Origin of the sequence: Ochrobactrum sp. AN78 (assembly GCF_029909885.1) — a bacterium.
GTDB lineage: Bacteria > Pseudomonadota > Alphaproteobacteria > Rhizobiales > Rhizobiaceae > Brucella > Brucella quorumnocens.
Genome location: NZ_JASAMU010000004.1, coordinates 73,369 through 90,246 on the forward strand (window position 1 = coordinate 73,369; position 16,878 = coordinate 90,246).

Sequence of the window (16,878 nt, forward strand, 5' to 3'; positions counted from 1 at the left end):
TCTGCGTCATTTTTCTCTTATTGCGGCGCGATCCACTGAAACAGCCTTGACCAACGCGAAGACCTGATCGCCTACCGCCAAGCCCAGATCGTCGACCGAACGCCGCGTCAGCCGCGCACCAAGACGACGGCCCTGAAAGTCGAGTGCTAAATGGGCATTCGGGCCCTCTCCCGCTTCAATCGCCACAATGGAAACCGGCAGCAGATTACGGATGCTGATCGCATCCGGCGCATTACGTGCAATGGAAACGTCTCGCGCGCGGACCCGAAGACGCACATGCATGTTCTGTTTAAGCCCCGCGTCGCTTAACTGAAATGTCGTTCCGCCAAGATCAATCTCAGCCAGTTTGTAACGGTCATCATATGCTGCAACCGTACCCTCAAGCAGCACGCCAGCGCCCTCGCCGTCACCATCGATCAGCGGGAAAATTTCAGCGGCTTCGCCACTTGCTTGCACTTTGCCGCCCGCCAACAGGACGATTTCGTCTGCAAGCCGCGCAACTTCATCAATCTCGTGGCTGACATAGACAATCGGCACGTGGCTTTCATCGCGAAGACGTTCAATGAAAGGCAATATTTCCTGCCTGCGCGCATGGTCGAGCGAGGAAAGCGGCTCATCAAGCAACAGCAATGCCGGATCGGACAAAAGCGCCCGACCAATCGCCACGCGCTGCCTCTCACCACCAGAAAGCGTCGCCGGGCGGCGATCCAGAAGATGCGCAATGCCCAGCAGTGCCACCACTTCATCGAAGCTGCGGATACTTTGCCGTTTTCCAGCCCAACGTGCATAGGTCAGATTGCGTTTCACGCTCATATGCGGGAAAAGACGCGCCTCCTGAAAAACATAGCCGATCCGGCGTTTTTCAGGTGGCAGATTGATACCCTTTTCGGCATCAAACAGCGTGAAATCACCGACTGCGATACGGCCACTTTCCGGACGCAACGTCCCGGCAATCATCTTTAGAAGCGTTGTTTTCCCGGCACCTGAATGACCAAACAGGGCTGTTACACCCCATCGAGCGGAGAAATCGGCTTCGACCTCGAACTTGCCATTGCGGCCAGCGACAAAAACTTCAAGACCGCTCATTTCGCTTCCCCCGCAAGCCTGCGCTGCAACCACTCGGACAAGATCACAGCGGTAATGGAAATGGCTGCCGAAATTGCTATCAGACGGAAAGCCTCCGCATCCCCTGTTGGCGTCTGCATCAAGGCATAAATCGCCAGCGAGAGTGTTTGTGTTTCGCCGGGAATGTTGGAAACAAAGGTAATAGTCGCGCCAAACTCGCCCAGCGCTTTGGCAAAGCCCAAGACGGCACCGGCAAGAATGCCAGGCAGCAACGGCGGCAGAATAACCGTGCAGAATGCAACGAGCCGGTTGGCGCCAAGCGTGCGTGCCGCTTCTTCAAGCCCGCGATCAAGCCCCTCAATCGAAAGGCGAATAGGGCGAACGAGTAATGGAAACGCCATGACACCGGCAGCAAGGGCTGCACCGGTCCAGCGGAAGGAAAAGGAAAGGCCGAACCATTCCTGCAAGGGCGCACCAAGTGCTCCGCGTGATCCAAACAGAACCAGCAACAGGTAGCCCGTCACCACCGGCGGCAGAACCAGCGGCATGGTGACGATGGCCTGCACAAACGACTTGCCCGGAAAATTGAACCGGGCAAGTATCCACGCAACGATAAAGGCGACTGGCAGAGCGACAATGATGGCTATTCCGGCAACCCGGAGCGACAGAGCAACAATCTGCCAGACATTACCTTCCATCATTTACTGAGCAGCCTCCGCGGCCCCAACAAAGCCCTTGTCCTTGATGATAGCCTGTCCGGCATCGCTTTCAAGGAAAGCCAAAAATGCCTTCGCAGCATCGCTTTCGTTCTTTGCAATCAATGCAGCAGGGTAAAGGATTGGCGCATGGCTCGAAGCCGGGAAGCGATAGGCTTCAACGAGTTCAGGTGCAGCAGCACGATCAGACGCATAGACAATCGCTGCCTTCACTTCCGCGCGGCTCACATACTGCAGTGCGACGCGGACATTTTCTGTGAAAACGCCGTTCTTTTCGACGTCTTTCCAGATGTCGAGCTTTTCAAGAGCTGCCTTACCATACTTGCCTGCAGGCACATTTGATGGATCACCCATTGCGAAACGACCAGCGCTCAACAGTTCCTTGGCCTCGCCCTTTGGCGTTTCCTTCTGCGTCGCAATCACCAGCGCGTTGCCGGCAATCACTTTACGCGAAGCCTTGTCGATCTGATCGGCTTTCTCAACATAGTCCATCCAATCAAGATCAGCGGAAATGAAAATCTGTGCCGGAGCGCCCTGCTCGATCTGCTTTGCCAGAACAGACGACGAAGCAAAGGAAGCGACGACTTCCGTGCCGTCCTTGGCCTTGATCTGCTTGGCTGCTTCCTCGATCACATCTTTCATGCTGGCTGCAGCAAACACCGTAACCTTCTCGGCAGCATGAGCAACCGAGGCAGTACCGACTGCAACCGTAATAAGAAACGCGGCGATAAGTTTTTTCATTGTTGGCCTCCATAGTGCCCGCAATTTCGGGCAAACATCATCACACGCCGGAGAAATCCGACGCTGTTTTACTCGAGCATCAGTTTTCGTTTGATGCTCTCACTTGCGATGATGGGTATGATGGAGGCAAACGCGACCCGGATGCCGTCAGACCCTTTTCACACGGGCGTCCATGCAAAAGCCGCCCAAATTTCCATAACGAATTCATATCGTTCTGGAAACGAGGCCACCTTAAAGAGGTGTTTTAGCTTTGGCTAGTCCTGACGGGAACAATGCGGCAAAAGAACCGCATCATCTCATATTATTAGCGGCCGATATGCTTGTGGCTTGAGCCGCGCAGTTTGGCGAGCTTGACCTGCTTTTCACGCTCGGCAAAGCGGGCACGGTCTTCCGGCGTGCGCTCGTCATAGCAACCAGCGCAAGAAATGCCTTCCTCGAAGAACTGGGAGAGCTTGTCTTCAGCCGTGATCGGGCGACGGCAGGCGCGGCAAAGCTCTATGTCGCTTTCGGTCAGGCCATGACCAATTGCTACGCGCTCATCGAACACGAAGCACTCACCGTTCCACATGCTTTCTTCGCTCGGCACTTCCTCGAGATATTTCAGAATGCCGCCCTTAAGGTGGAACACATCATCGAAGCCAAGACCTTTGACGAAGGCGGTCGCTTTTTCACAACGAATGCCACCGGTGCAGAACATGGCGATTTTCTTGCCTTCCAGCTTGTCGCGGTTCTGCTCAACCCATTCCGGAAATTCGCGGAATGTCTTGGTGTTCGGGTCAAGCGCGCCCTCGAACGTGCCGATCGCATATTCGTAATCATTGCGCGTATCGACGACAACAGTGTCTTCATCGGCAATCAGCGCGTTCCAATCCTTGGGCGCGATGTAAGTGCCAACGCTTTTCAGCGGATCAATACCATCGACACCCATGGTAACGATCTCGCGCTTCAGCCGCACTTTCATGCGATAGAAAGGCATCTCGCTGGCATGTGAATATTTGAGTTCCGGATTGGCAAGCTCAGGGATCGCAGTGATGTAAGCGACAAGCTTCTCAATCGCAGGCTTTGTTCCTGCGACCGTACCGTTGATGCCCTCGCCTGCAAGCAGCAGTGTCCCCTTGATCCCGTTCGCGCAGCAAAGTTCGGCCAGCGGCTCGCGCAGGCTTTCATATTGCGGCAAACGCGCAAAGCAATAGAGGGCAGCAACAGTAAAAGGCAGATTGCTCATCGTTCGATCTCTTCCAAATTTCCTTCGAACTAGTCCTCGAACGCGGCAAATTCAAGTTATTTATCCCCCTCCTCTCAAGACGAGCGAAAATCCGGCCTCGATAAACACGGGTTGCAAGAGGAGAAACCAAATGTTCGACACTGAGACTTTCGCAGCAATCATTTCATTGGCCGGTGAAATGGAGATCGAACCGGCTGCCCTTCTGGCCGTCGCAGAAGTGGAAAGCGGTGGCCGTGCCCTTTTTGATATCAATGGTAAAAAGGAACCGGCCATCCGCTTCGAAGGGCATTATTTCGACCGCAGGCTTTCAGGTCGTATTCGCGATCAGGCGCGTCAGGCAGGGCTATCAGCTTATGAGGCGGGGCGCATTCGCAATCCCAAGACACAGCGGGAACGCTGGCTTCTGCTTGAAAGAGCCGTGTCTATCCAAAAGAAGGCGGCGCTTGAATCTACATCCTGGGGTCTGGGCCAAGTGATGGGCGCACATTGGGAATGGCTTGGCTATCGCAATGTCGATGAACTCGTGGCAGAAGCACGCAGCGGTGTTACAGGCCAAATTCAGTTGATGCTGCGTTTTATTGAAAAGGCCGGGTTGAAAGAGACACTTCAAACATGTGACTGGCCCAATTTTGCCCGTCGCTACAATGGACCAGCATTTGCGCGCAACCAATATGACAGTCGCATGGCCGCAGCGTTTGGACGTTGGAATCGAAGTTTAAGCCACATGCTGAAAGCCGCCTGAGTATCCCCATGCATCGGTTTTGATGCGCATCATTCTAGCAGCTACGGTAGACAAACAAGGCCATGCACTTTAAATCGATTTTAGCCATTCAATCTCCAAGCAGAAGAGCAAGCCCATGCCGCAGAAAACCGATCTTCTCGTCCCCGTATTGCAAGGCCAGCCAGTTATTCCGGTGTTGCTGATCGATAAGGTCGAGCACGCCGTTCCACTGGCGCGCGCACTTGCTAAAGGTGGGTTACCTGCAATCGAGATCACCCTGCGCACGGCTGCAGCACTCGACGCCATCCGCGCCGTTGCATCAGAAGTGCCGGAGGCTATTGTCGGTGCTGGCACCATTCTCAATGCAAAGCATTATGAAGATGCAGCCAAGGCAGGTTCACGCTTTATCGTCAGCCCCGGCGCAACGAAATATATTCTTGCTGCAGCCAACGACAGCGACGTGCCACTGTTGCCAGCGGCAATCACACCAAGTGAAATGCTGGCGCTGCGCGAAGAAGGTTACACGCATCTCAAATTCTTCCCGGCAGAACAGGCAGGCGGCGCATCTTTCCTGAAAGCGATGTCATCTCCATTGGCTGGCACCTTCTTCTGCCCGACAGGCGGCATCAGCCTTGCCAATGCCAAAACCTATCTCTCGCTGCCAAATGTGATCTGCGTCGGCGGTTCATGGGTTGCACCAAAGGAATTGGTAGAAGCGGGCGATTGGGACGGCATCACGAAGCTTGCAAGCGAAGCCGCTGGCTTGAAAGGCTGATCGTCAAAAATAGAAGAAACACAAAAGGGCCTTTAAAGCATTTCCAGAAAAAGTGGGAACCGGTTTTGCGTTCGGAAATGCGTAAAAACAAATAGTTACAGCGGTTCCAACGATTCAATATTAACTGGAACCGCTGTAAGGCCCCTTTTCTTTGTCTCTCGAACGATCAGTTCGTTTCGGTGAACTTCGCTACCGTTAGGAATGTAACGGCATTGCCGGTGAACTTATTTGCGCGTTCGCTTGGCAGGTCGCCGCGCTGGAAGCCAGTCGTGTAAACCATTGCAGGTGCCGAGCGCATTGCATCGTTGCGCAGAACCGGATTGGTTGCTGGTGCGGTTTGCGAAACAGATTCCGTCGACATAGCCACAGCAGAAGTTGGCATTGCTGCAGGCTGCACGACCGGGCTTGGACGCGCACTTGCCTTGGCTACATGGCGATCACCTTTACCCGAAGAACGAGCACTGTTTTTGGTTCCATGACCACTGGCCGCAACACGCTGACGCGCTGGAGCCGGTACAGTTCTCGCAACCGAAGCCGTCTTAACAGGCTCAATCTTTGCAGGTTCACGTTTTGCAGAGGCGAGAGGCTGCGTATCGAAATCGTCATCCGGCGGCGCAATCAGCTCACCGATTTCATCCTTTTTGGAGACCATGGCCAGTTGCGTATTGGCGCGCGGGGCCTCCTTTGGCACAGGATAAGCTGCGGCTGCACCCTGCTGAATTGCATTTCCAGCATCGGCAACAGTTGTTGCGTTATCAGGAGCGTTATTCACAATCTGCGCAATTGCATCCTGCGGGTTCAGCTGGTCACGTTCAGGCCGGGCACTAGGGACTGCGGCGGCAGCAATTTGCGTCGCTGTTTCCTGCTGTGGACGCATGGACGGAATTGGAACAAAACCGGTCATGAGTGGGTTGGGAGTAGCGTCGGCGACTTCTTGCATTGTCGCGTCAGCAGGCTGGGCGGCCGCAAGTGCGATCGCGTCCTGAGCAGCATTGGCCGGTTTACGAGCCGGAATCGGAACATTGAGGGCAGCGACGGGCACCTCCTCAGCCTGTTGTGGCACTTCGACCACGGCTTCAGGACGCGGAGCCTGCATCGGCACCGGCGCCTCACGGGTCGGCAAGGACGCAACCATGGCTTCAGGCTGCTGAACAGCAGCAGGCGGCACGACCGCTGGAGCCTGTCGAGCAGGAGCAGCGCGGGCAGGACGAACCGTCGCCGGAGCTGGCGCGGAATCATTGCCGTTATCTTCTTCTTCGTCAGCACCACCACCACCGAACAGCGCGCCAAACAGCGTCTTGCTCTTACGTGGTGCCGAGTTGCTGGCCATCATGACGCTGCCGCCACCGGCTTTTTGTCTTTCAATCATCGCAAGTGCCTGCTCATAGCCCGGCAATGGCTTGCCATCGGCTGGAAGGTGAGCAGTCTTGCCATCCGGGAACAGCGCCAGCAATTCGCGGCGGCTCATGCGAGGCCAGGAACGGACATTGCCCACGTCCATGTGTACGAACGGCGAACCGGAACGCGGGTAATAGCCGACGCCACCGATCTGGTAGCGCATACCAATGCCGCGCAGTTTGGCAAGCGGAACACCCGGAATGAAGAAGTCCATAGCGCGACCCAGCGTATGCTGGCTCTTCTTGGCAACACCACTGGTCTTCGAGCGCAACATGTTGTTGGTTGCAGGCGAACGATAGGCGGAAACGACAGTGATATACTGGCTGGAACCGGAAGAACGATAAACCTGCCAGACCAAATCGAACAGGCGCGGGTCCATCTTGGTCGGCTCATTACGACGCCAGTCACGCAGGAACACGTTCAGCTTCTTCAGACCATCAGGCAGGAAACGGCCGTTCTTCTTGAAGGTGATTTCGGCCTTCTCGCCGGTGTGGACATAATAAAGCTTGAGCGTGCGCGTTTCTGCCGAGGCTTGCGCCGGCGCGAGTGCTGTCACGACAGCGGCTGCAACCAAAGATACGGAAACAGAAGAACGAGCTCGACATACGGAAGCAGACAGTCCAGTCCAGACTTTCGTCAAGCGCGCTTTAATGGTCGATATCCTGCTCATTGAATTATATCGCCTTACCGTGTTGTCCGCCCTAAGGGCCGTATCAGAGATCGTAGAAACGAATATGCGTGAGCCCTGATTGTCGGATTTAATGGTTAATGGACGCTTAGTGAACAACAAATGAGGAAACACCATGGCAAAAAAGCCACACAGGCGCATCTATTTTCGTCATGGTAAAAAAACTATTAACAATCTTCGTCGATGCTTACATTCTGGCAACACCGACAGGCAATGTTTGATAAGTTACTAAATTTCAATAAGTTAAGGGTATTTTACCCGTTTACAACACGGTCCTGATCGGCATCATTATCGTCATCTGCATCGAAGCGACCCTTGCCGGCTATAGATGCCACATCGATGCCATATTCCTTCAATTTTCGATAAAGTGTGGTTCTTCCGATGCCCAAACGGCGCGCGACCTCGCTGATTTGGCCGTCGTAATGCGCGATTGCGAAGCGGATCATTTCCTCTTCGGTAGCCGCAAGCGTGCGAACTTCCCCTTCAAGCGTGATGCCGCTGATCGATCCAACACCAGAATTTTCTTTGATCTGAATCGGGAGGCTGTCACCGGACATCGGATTTAATGCCGTACTCCTGCCAGACGCGGCAGCTCTTCCTTCGCCCATATGACGGAAGTCGCGGACCGTCAGCGCATGTTCATCGCACAAAAGGACTGCGTGATAGATCGCGTTCTTCAGCTCCCGCACATTGCCAGGCCAATCGTAGCTCTTGAGGCTCTCCAAGGCATAGGGCGTAATGCCCGTGATATGTCCAAGCCGCTCTTCGCTCGCAAAATGCATCAGAAATTGGTGCGCCAGAATTGGAATGTCTTCGAGACGATTTCTCAGCGGCGGCATTTCAATCGAAAACGACGAAATCAGATGATACAGACCGGGATGAAACCGACCCATATGCACAAGCTCGGCCAAGGTATGGCTATTCGACGCAACGATGCGGGTATCGGAAAGCGGTACATCGCCCTCTGCAGCGATCGCATATTGCGATGCCTGCATAAGCTCAAAAAGGCGAAGCTGGGTCCGATAAGGCAAAGCACTCACCTCATCAAAGAACAATGTTCCGCCCTGCGCTTCCACAACCTTTCCTGCGATCTGGATCGGTGCGTTGTCTGATTTCAAAGAACTTTGACTGGCAAGCTGTCCAAACAAAACTTGATCGGCATTGCCCTTCGCAAGAGAGCGGCAATCGATAGCCACAAACTGGCCCTGCCAGCGTGTACCGCCGCTGCTGATGGCACGAGCCAGCGTTTCCTTGCCCGTTCCGACCTCTCCTTCGATAAGTAATGGCGTATCGAGTGGCGTCACGCGGCGTGCAAGGGCTGCCACCTTTTCCATTTCCGGGCTCTTTGTCACCATCTCCGAAAGCAGGATATGGGATTTTTGGGAAGAGCGGGTCCGCTTGAGTTCCTGCGTCAGCGAATCAAGCTTGAAAGCATTGGCGACGGAAACCTGCATACGTTCCAAGACGACAGGCTTGGTCATGAAATCAACCGCGCCGAGCCTGATCGCCTGCATGGCCTTTTCCATGTCATCGTTCTGCACAAGAGCAATAACAGGAATATTGATACCTGCTTCCCGCATTTTCGCGAGCACAGCACAGCCATCCATATCCGGCATTGTCAGATCGAGAAGAACGAGAGCTATATCCTTGCGATTGCCGATAAAGTTGAGCGCACTTATGCCACCATCTGCAAGGATGGTTCGATGCCCCATACGTAAGACTGCCGCTTCGAGGCTCCGGCGCTGGATCGGATCATCATCCGCTATAAGAATACGCGTACTCATGGGTGCTTCACTACCAGTGGTGTATGTGCCGGAACATCCCAATATTGAGGCTCAGGACCTGTTAATTTGACGAAAATGGTGTGAGGCCATCCGTTTGCATACAAGGAGAAAAGGCGACGGAAATGTGGTTCATTTTCTAGCCTTTTCGACGAAGTAGCCGGACGGATGGACAACATCGTCCGGACACCGAGATGACTGGCTATCTGCTGTGTCGAACCGCTCAGCCGAGGCAACCACCCCGTTCTTCGCGTTTCTCCTTGCAGCTTTTGTCATTTCTGGTGCCATTTCCATCAAATTATCAGGTCCTGAGCCTAGTATGTGTCATATTTCAGGCGCGTCATTTGGGGCATCGTTCCTCATGAAAGCAAGCCCGTTGCCCAGACATTCACGCATCATCCTCAGAATAGTCAGGCCTTTGAGCTCATGCGCGCCCTCTTGGCGTCACGAAAAAGACATGCGAGAAGGGGGCAACAGGAGAATGCCAATGACCAATGCGATGAACCGTTTTTCAAAGCCAGCCATGTTTGACGCTGCTCTTCATCTGCCAGCCGGTGACACCGGTGCCGCCAAAAAGCCGGATCTCGGCAAATTGCCGGAATGGAATCTGGCCGACCTTTATCCTTCTGCCGATAGCGCCGAGCTGAAAGCCGATCTCGAAAAAGCTGCCAAGGATGCTGCAAGCTTTGAAACCCGCTGGAAAGGCAAACTCGGAATTGAGGCTGCGAAATCCGATGGCGGTGACTTCGCCGATGCAATCAAGGGATACGAAGCGCTAAGCGAACTGATGGGCCGCATCGCATCCTTCGCGGGCCTTTATTATTACGGCGACACGACCGATCCAAAGCGCATGAAGCTTTTCGGCGATGTGCAACAGAAGCTGACAGACGCCAACACACCGCTCATTTTCTTCAGTCTCGAAATCAATCGTATTGACGATGCGGTATTGGAAAAGGCTATAGCCGCCAATCCGGCGATCGGTCATTACCGTCCATGGCTGGAAGATCTGCGTCTTGATAAGCCGTATGAGCTGGAAGACAAGCTCGAGCAGCTGTTCCATGAAAAGTCGATCACCGGTTACAGCGCCTGGAACCGTCTGTTCGATGAAACTATGTCGAGCCTGCGTTTTGATATTGATGGCGAAGAACTGGCGATTGAGCAGACGCTTAATCTGCTTCAGGACGCGGATGGTGCAGTCCGAAAAAAGGCGTCGGAGGCCCTGGCCAAGACCTTTGGCGAAAACCTGCGCACCTTCACGCTGATCACCAACACACTTGCCAAGGACAAGGAAATTTCCGACCGCTGGCGTGGTTTTGAAGATATTGCCGACAGCCGCCATCTTGCCAACCGCGTTGAGCGCGAGGTGGTGGATGCCTTGGCCAAGGCGGTCGAAGACGCCTATCCGCGCCTTTCGCATCGCTATTATGCCTTGAAAGCCAAGTGGCTCGGCCTTGAAAAGCTCGAAAACTGGGATCGCAATGCGCCCCTGCCTGAAACGCCGCAGGCGTTAATCTCATGGGACGAGGCACGCGAAACCGTGCTTTCCGCCTACGGCAACTTTGCGCCTGAAATGGCCGATATTGCTCGAGATTTCTTCGACAAAAACTGGATCGATGCGCCGGTTCGCCTCGGCAAAGCGCCAGGTGCGTTTGCACATCCAACTGTCCCTTCTGCTCATCCATATGTGCTTCTCAATTATATGGGCAAGCCGCGTGACGTCATGACGCTCGCTCATGAGCTTGGCCATGGCGTGCATCAGGTGCTGGCTGGTGGACAGGGCGCGCTTATGGCGTCCACGCCGCTGACGCTCGCGGAAACCGCATCGGTGTTCGGCGAAATGCTGACCTTCCGCTCATTGCTTGAGCGCACCAAGGACAAGCGCGAGCGCAAGGCTATGCTGGCACAAAAGGCCGAGGACATGATCAATACGGTTGTGCGCCAGATCGCCTTTTATCAGTTCGAGCGCCGCGTTCACACCGAGCGTCGCGAAGGCGAACTGACGTCAGAGCGTATCGGTGAAATCTGGATGGATGTGCAGCGCGAAAGTCTCGGCGATGCCGTCCGCATCAATCCGGGCTATGAAACCTTCTGGACCTATATCCCGCACTTCATCCATTCGCCGTTCTACGTCTATGCTTATGCATTCGGCGATTGTCTGGTAAACTCGCTCTATGCCGTCTATCAGAATTCGGAAAAGGGCTTCCAGCAGAAATATTTCGATCTGCTCAAAGCCGGTGGCACCAAGCATCACAAGGAACTGCTGGCACCATTCGGTCTGGATGCAACCGATCCGGATTTCTGGAGTAAGGGCCTCTCGGTGATCGAAGGCATCATCGATGAACTCGAAGCCATGGAAGACTGAGCACTGACGTGACACTGTCGGTTTCAGACAAGCCGTTTATTCTCTTTCGAGATGACAAAGCGGGTCGTGAAGTTTTCTTCACGACCCCTTCTGCAATCATCCGCGCCGATGAACCCGAAGAGTTCGACGCAGCATGGGAAGCCATGCAACACGCCCATGAAGACGGAAAATGGCTTGCAGGCTATCTCTCCTATGAGGCCGGATATCTGCTTGAACCAAAACTAAAGCCGCTGCTGCCCGATGGCCGGAAAGCGCCACTCCTGTGCTTTGGTGTCTTTGATGGTCCGGCAGATACAGGCTTGCATCATCGCGGAGGCGACAACATCACTTATCTCCGCGAGCCGGTCGCCCAATGGTCATTTGAAGACTATGCGCCAAAGTTTGATCGGCTCCACCAGCATTTACGAGAAGGCGATTGCTATCAGGGCAATCTGACTTTCCCCGTTTATGCTGAATGGGATGGCGACCCGCTCGTGCTGTTCAACGCGCTCGCAAAGCGGCAGCCTGTCCGTTATGCGACCTATTGCGATCTGGGCGGTCCGATTGTTTTATCGCGCTCGCCGGAACTGTTCTTTGAAATCGATGATGACGGTTGGATAGAAACCCACCCCATGAAGGGCACCATGCCACGCGGTGCAACCTCTGAACAAGATGAGGCCAACCGCCAGTTTCTGATGCATGATCCAAAAAATCAGGCGGAAAACCGCATGATTGTCGATCTCTTGCGCAATGACATTTCACTGGTGAGCGAAGTAGGATCGCTTGATGTGCCGGAACTGTTCAGGGTGGAAACCTATCCAACCGTTCATCAGATGATCAGCCGTGTGCGGGCAAAGTTGAAGTCCAATGTTTCACTACGCTCGCTCTTTAAAGCGCTTTTTCCATGCGGTTCCATCACTGGCGCGCCCAAAATCAGCGCCATGGAAATTCTGCGTAAACTGGAAACCAGTCCGCGCGATATTTACTGCGGTTCACTGGGCTGGATTGAACCGAGCGGACGGATGCGATTCAATGTCGCCATCCGAACGCTCTCGCTTCACAGCCAAAATCATGCAATTTTCAATGTCGGGGGCGGCGTGGTCTTCGATTCCACAGCGCAAGCGGAGTATGAGGAATGTCTTCTGAAAGCGCGGTTCGCGACGGGGCAAGTGCCAGCAAAGCGCAACCCGATTATCAACTGATCGAAACAATGCGCTGGGAGCCGTTATCCGGCATCCTGCGTTGCGATCTGCATATGGCGCGACTTGAGAACTCAGCGCGTGAGCTCGGTTTCCATTACAAAATGGAGACCGTGCATCAAAAAATCGCAGAAATCGGTGCAGGTGAAAACCCACTCAAACTGCGGCTTACACTGGCGCCTGATGGGATGGTTACGATTGCATCTCTCCCTTACGTGCCGCTGCAGCCTCAGAGTGTCTGGCGCATTGCGGTTGCACGCACACGTCTCAACCATGATGATCCGTTACTTCGCCACAAGACGACACGACGTCAGGCCTATATCGCGGCCCGGGAAGAATATTCGACAGCGGAAGTCGATGAAGTGATCCTCCTCAATGATCGTGATGAAGTTTGCGAAGGCACAATCACCTCCATTTTTCTCGATATCGGGGGCACCACATGCGTCACCCCTGCACTTTCCTGCGGACTTCTTGATGGTGTCCTGCGACGCGAACTTCTGAACAATGGAGTTGTTCAGGAAGGTACAATCAAGGTCGGTCAACTTGCCAATGCCCGCAACATTCTTATTGGCAACTCCTTGCGAGGAATGATCCGCGCGCAACTGGTCACGATGTAAATTCGTTAAACACGTATTCATGTCATAGGCTTGTGACGTTTCTTTCTTTCTATGAACCTGTGCTATCGTGGCAAATTAGCATTGTCCAACTCGTGACAATGCCAAGCGCTGCACCCTTGCAGCAGGAGAGAGAAAGAAAATGGCGAAAGCGAAATGGCCAGTCTATGGCGAAATTACCGGCCCTCTTATCATGATCGGCTTTGGCTCGATCGGGCGCGGTACCCTGCCGCTGATTGAACGCCACTTCAAATTCGACAAATCCCGTATGGTCGTTATCGACCCATCCGAGAAAAACCGTAAAATTCTCGACGAAAAGAAGATCCGCTTCATCAACGAAGCGATCACACCTGAAAATTACAAGGACGTCCTCGGCCCGCTTTTGAAGGACGGAGGTGGTCAGCCATTCATCGTCAATCTGTCGATTGATACCGGCTCGCTTGATTTGCTGCGCTTTAGCCGCGAACAGGGTGCGCTTTACATTGATACGGTCGTCGAACCTTGGCTGGGCTTTTATTTCGACGCAGAGGCCGACAATGCCTCGCGCACGAACTATGCATTGCGCGAAACCGTCCGCGCCGAAAAGCGTAAACATCCGGGCGGTCCGACAGCCGTTTCCTGCTGTGGCGCAAATCCCGGCATGGTGTCCTGGTTTGTGAAGAAAGCGCTGATCGATCTCGCAACCGAACTCAAGCTCGACTTTGAAGAACCGGCGACTGATGATCGTCAGGGCTGGGCGAAGCTAATGAAAAAGGCCGGTGTGAAGGGCATTCACATTGCCGAACGCGATACTCAGCGCGCCAAAGAACCAAAGCCGTTCGATACATTTTGGAACACCTGGTCCGTCGAAGGCTTCATAGCGGAAGGTTTGCAGCCTGCCGAACTTGGCTGGGGCAGCCATGAAAACTGGAAGCCGAAGAATGCCCGCAAGCAGAAGAAGGGCAACAAGGCAGCTATCTTCCTTGAGCAACCGGGCGGCAGCACTCGCATTCGCACATGGTGCCCAACCCATGGTGCGCAATTTGGTTTGCTCGTTACGCACAATGAAGCAATTTCAATTGCGGATTTTTTCACTGTTCGCAACAAGAAGGGCAAGCTCGAATACCGCCCAACCTGTAACTATGCTTATCATCCCTGCAACGACGCTATCCTGTCGCTGGATGAAATGTTCGGCGCTAACGGCAAAGCACAACCAGCACAGCATGTGTTGGATGAATCCGAAATTCTCGACGGCTCGGATGAGCTTGGTGTGCTGCTCTATGGTCACGACAAGAACGCCTATTGGTTTGGCTCGCAGCTGAGCGTCGAAGAAGCGCGCAAACTTGCCCCCTACCAGAATGCAACAGGGCTGCAGGTATCATCCTCGGTTCTAGCCGGCATGGTCTGGGCACTGGAAAATCCTGAGAGTGGTATCGTTGAAACCGACGAAATCGATTACCGTCGCTGCCTCGAAGTCCAGCTGCCGTATCTTGGTCCTGTCAAGGGCTACTATACCGACTGGACGCCGCTTGAAGGCCGGGGCAAACTATTTGAAGAAGATATCGACACCAAGGACCCCTGGCAGTTCCGAAACATTCTGGTACGCTGATTAAAGCATTTCCAGTAAAAAGTGCGAAGCGGTTTTGCGTTGGATAATGCGCAAAAAATAGTTACAGCGGTCCCAACGATTCAGTCTTAACTGGAGCCGCTGTAAATTGGATTGCCCGGCGTAAAACATATCTCTCAAAACTGGAGATCGGTTTTGGGAGACATGTTGAAAAACCAAGAATAAAGCGTGTCAGGTAAAAACGACACCCTCTATGTCGGGCAATCTCGAATGCGGCAGTTTCGCAACATTCCTGCTATCCTCTGCAAAGGGGCTTGTATTCGTGTAAATTTCCATACATCACACGGTAAACATTCTAACGGAGAAGATGGACATGAAACGCTTCCGCATCATTGGCTCTACGGCAATCGTATCGCTCGCGCTTGCAGGATGTGTTGCGACCGGCCCTGGCGGTGGTGGTAATGTCCCTGTCGTTGATCGTGCACCGGCCGGTATCGATGGCAAATGGGCTGATCCAAACGGTATCGTTTCCTCTTTCAACGGCGGCATTTTCGAAACCCGCTCAACCGACACCAACGAAAAGCTGGCAGAGGGTAACTATCGCTATCAGTCGCCTCAGCTGGTTGAGATCGATATGCGTTCGATCGTGCGCGGCACCTCTTCGCGGGTGAATTGTGCGCTCGTTTCACAAAACCAGCTCAACTGCACTTCGTCGGCGGGCTCGCGTTTCTCGCTGAGCCGTCGCGCTTAAAGCATTTCCAGCAAAAGTGGGAACCGGTTTTGCGTTCGGAAATGCGTAAAAACAAATCGTTACAGCGGTTCCAACGATTCAGTATTAACTGGAACCGCTGTAAGACGCACCGGAGTGACAACAATAACGGCATGCGCTTTTAGCGTGTGTCGTTTTTTTTATGGGTTGTTTTATCGATTACCCGACAATTCGACTGCCGTGCCTATTGTTAGGATTGTAATTTGCCTATTTTTGTCTAGTTTTCCGGCAAAGCAGGAGTCGGAATATGAGTGAGACGGATAAAGTGACCGCCAATCTGAGCACCAGCGGTACGAAGCAACCTAAAGTGGGTGTTCTGCTTGTCAATCTTGGCACGCCCGATGGCACAAGCTACGTCCCGATGCGGCGTTATTTGGCCGAGTTCCTTTCCGACCGTCGCGTCATCGAATGGCCGCGCCTTTTCTGGTATCCGATTCTATATGGCATCGTTCTCAATACTCGCCCGAAGCGCTCCGGCGCGCTCTATGATCGTATATGGAACCGCGAGAAGAATGAATCGCCTTTGCGTACCTATACGCGTGCGCAAGGCGAAAAACTCGCTGTTGCACTCAAAGACCATCCAAATGTCATTGTTGAATGGGCCATGCGCTACGGCCAACCTTCGATTGAAGAAGTAACCGATCGTCTGTTGAAGCAGGGCTGCGAACGCATCGTGATGTTCCCGCTCTATCCGCAATATTCGGCGACAACAACCGCCACTGTGAATGACAAATTCTTTGAAGTGCTGATGAAAAAGCGTTTCATGCCAGCCGTGCGCACCATCCCTTCCTATGAAGTGGAGCCCGTCTATATCGAGGCGCTCGCACAGTCGATTGAGAAGCATCTGGCAACGCTCGATTTCAAACCGGAAGTGATCCTCGCATCTTATCACGGCATTCCGAAAAGCTATTCTGACAAGGGCGATCCATACCGCGCACAATGCCTTGAAACATCACGGCTTTTGCGCGCACGCCTCGGTATGGATGACAAGCAGTTCCGCTCGACCTTCCAGTCCCGTTTCGGGCCGGAAGAATGGCTCCAGCCCTATACCGATGAGACGCTGGAAGAATTGGCCAAGCAAGGCGTCAAATCAGTTGCCGTTCTCAATCCTGGCTTTGTGGTAGACTGTCTGGAAACCGTCGATGAAATCGGCCACGAAGCTGCCGAAGCGTTCCATGAGGCAGGCGGCGAAAATTTCAGCCACATTCCATGCCTCAACGACAGCGTTGAGGGCATGAAAGTTATCGAAACGCTCGTACGACGCGAATTGCAGGGCTGGGTTTGATTTAAAGCATTTCC

14 protein-coding genes are annotated in these 16,878 nt (G+C 53.6%); 8 read left to right on the forward strand and 6 right to left on the reverse strand.

The window, feature by feature from the left end; translation table 11 throughout:
- Positions 1 to 6 precede the first annotated feature (6 nt).
- From modC to QBD00_RS09720, 4 genes are all read right to left on the reverse strand, one after another.
- Complete coding sequence (modC, locus tag QBD00_RS09705) at positions 7 to 1,086, reverse strand: molybdenum ABC transporter ATP-binding protein (RefSeq protein WP_318579322.1); 1,080 nt, start codon at positions 1,084 to 1,086, stop codon at positions 7 to 9.
- Positions 1,083 to 1,766, reverse strand: a complete 684-nt coding sequence (gene modB, locus QBD00_RS09710; RefSeq protein ID WP_151093011.1) for a molybdate ABC transporter permease subunit — start codon at positions 1,764 to 1,766, stop codon at positions 1,083 to 1,085. Before modB ends, modC begins: the two co-directional genes overlap by 4 nt.
- Positions 1,767 to 2,522: a molybdate ABC transporter substrate-binding protein gene (modA, locus tag QBD00_RS09715; RefSeq protein WP_318579323.1), complete on the reverse strand. Its 756-nt coding sequence runs from the start codon at positions 2,520 to 2,522 to the stop codon at positions 1,767 to 1,769.
- Positions 2,523 to 2,826: 304 nt separating this feature from the next.
- Complete coding sequence (locus QBD00_RS09720) at positions 2,827 to 3,747, reverse strand: rhodanese-related sulfurtransferase (RefSeq protein ID WP_151093015.1); 921 nt, start codon at positions 3,745 to 3,747, stop codon at positions 2,827 to 2,829.
- A 130-nt stretch (positions 3,748 to 3,877) separates the two neighbouring features.
- On the opposite strand from QBD00_RS09720, the gene QBD00_RS09725 reads away from it, so the two are divergent.
- Positions 3,878 to 4,489 (forward strand): N-acetylmuramidase family protein, encoded by a 612-nt coding sequence (locus tag QBD00_RS09725; protein WP_151093017.1) that lies wholly within the window; start codon positions 3,878 to 3,880, stop codon positions 4,487 to 4,489.
- 115 nt (positions 4,490 to 4,604) lie between these two features.
- Entirely contained in the window at positions 4,605 to 5,243 is a 639-nt protein-coding gene (locus tag QBD00_RS09730; RefSeq protein ID WP_264232006.1) for a 2-dehydro-3-deoxy-phosphogluconate aldolase, read from the forward strand.
- Between the two features lie 166 nt (positions 5,244 to 5,409).
- Here QBD00_RS09730 and QBD00_RS09735 read toward each other — a convergent pair whose 3' ends face one another.
- Both QBD00_RS09735 and QBD00_RS09740 read right to left on the reverse strand, forming a co-directional pair.
- Positions 5,410 to 7,311: a DUF882 domain-containing protein gene (locus tag QBD00_RS09735; RefSeq protein WP_318579324.1), complete on the reverse strand. Its 1,902-nt coding sequence runs from the start codon at positions 7,309 to 7,311 to the stop codon at positions 5,410 to 5,412.
- A gap of 272 nt (positions 7,312 to 7,583) precedes the next feature.
- A complete protein-coding gene (locus tag QBD00_RS09740; protein ID WP_318579325.1) occupies positions 7,584 to 9,113 on the reverse strand; it encodes a sigma-54 dependent transcriptional regulator in 1,530 nt (509 codons plus the stop codon).
- 496 nt (positions 9,114 to 9,609) lie between these two features.
- On the opposite strand from QBD00_RS09740, the gene QBD00_RS09745 reads away from it, so the two are divergent.
- The 6 genes from QBD00_RS09745 (at position 9,610) to hemH (ending at position 16,864) form a co-directional block, all read left to right on the forward strand.
- A complete protein-coding gene (locus tag QBD00_RS09745; RefSeq protein WP_318579492.1) occupies positions 9,610 to 11,472 on the forward strand; it encodes a M3 family oligoendopeptidase in 1,863 nt (620 codons plus the stop codon).
- A 14-nt stretch (positions 11,473 to 11,486) separates the two neighbouring features.
- A complete protein-coding gene (locus QBD00_RS09750; protein WP_318579493.1) occupies positions 11,487 to 12,653 on the forward strand; it encodes an aminodeoxychorismate synthase component I in 1,167 nt (388 codons plus the stop codon).
- The gene (locus QBD00_RS09755; RefSeq protein ID WP_318579326.1) at positions 12,587 to 13,267 is read left to right on the forward strand and encodes an aminotransferase class IV family protein; all 681 of its coding nucleotides are present in this window, start codon (positions 12,587 to 12,589) and stop codon (positions 13,265 to 13,267) included. Before QBD00_RS09750 ends, QBD00_RS09755 begins: the two co-directional genes overlap by 67 nt.
- A 139-nt stretch (positions 13,268 to 13,406) precedes the next feature.
- Positions 13,407 to 14,852: a homospermidine synthase gene (locus tag QBD00_RS09760; RefSeq protein ID WP_151093027.1), complete on the forward strand. Its 1,446-nt coding sequence runs from the start codon at positions 13,407 to 13,409 to the stop codon at positions 14,850 to 14,852.
- Between the two features lie 331 nt (positions 14,853 to 15,183).
- Positions 15,184 to 15,561, forward strand: a complete 378-nt coding sequence (omp10, locus tag QBD00_RS09765) for an outer membrane lipoprotein Omp10 (RefSeq protein ID WP_151093029.1) — start codon at positions 15,184 to 15,186, stop codon at positions 15,559 to 15,561.
- A 265-nt stretch (positions 15,562 to 15,826) separates the two neighbouring features.
- Positions 15,827 to 16,864, forward strand: a complete 1,038-nt coding sequence (gene hemH / locus QBD00_RS09770; RefSeq protein WP_191792946.1) for a ferrochelatase — start codon at positions 15,827 to 15,829, stop codon at positions 16,862 to 16,864.
- Positions 16,865 to 16,878: the final 14 nt, after the last annotated feature.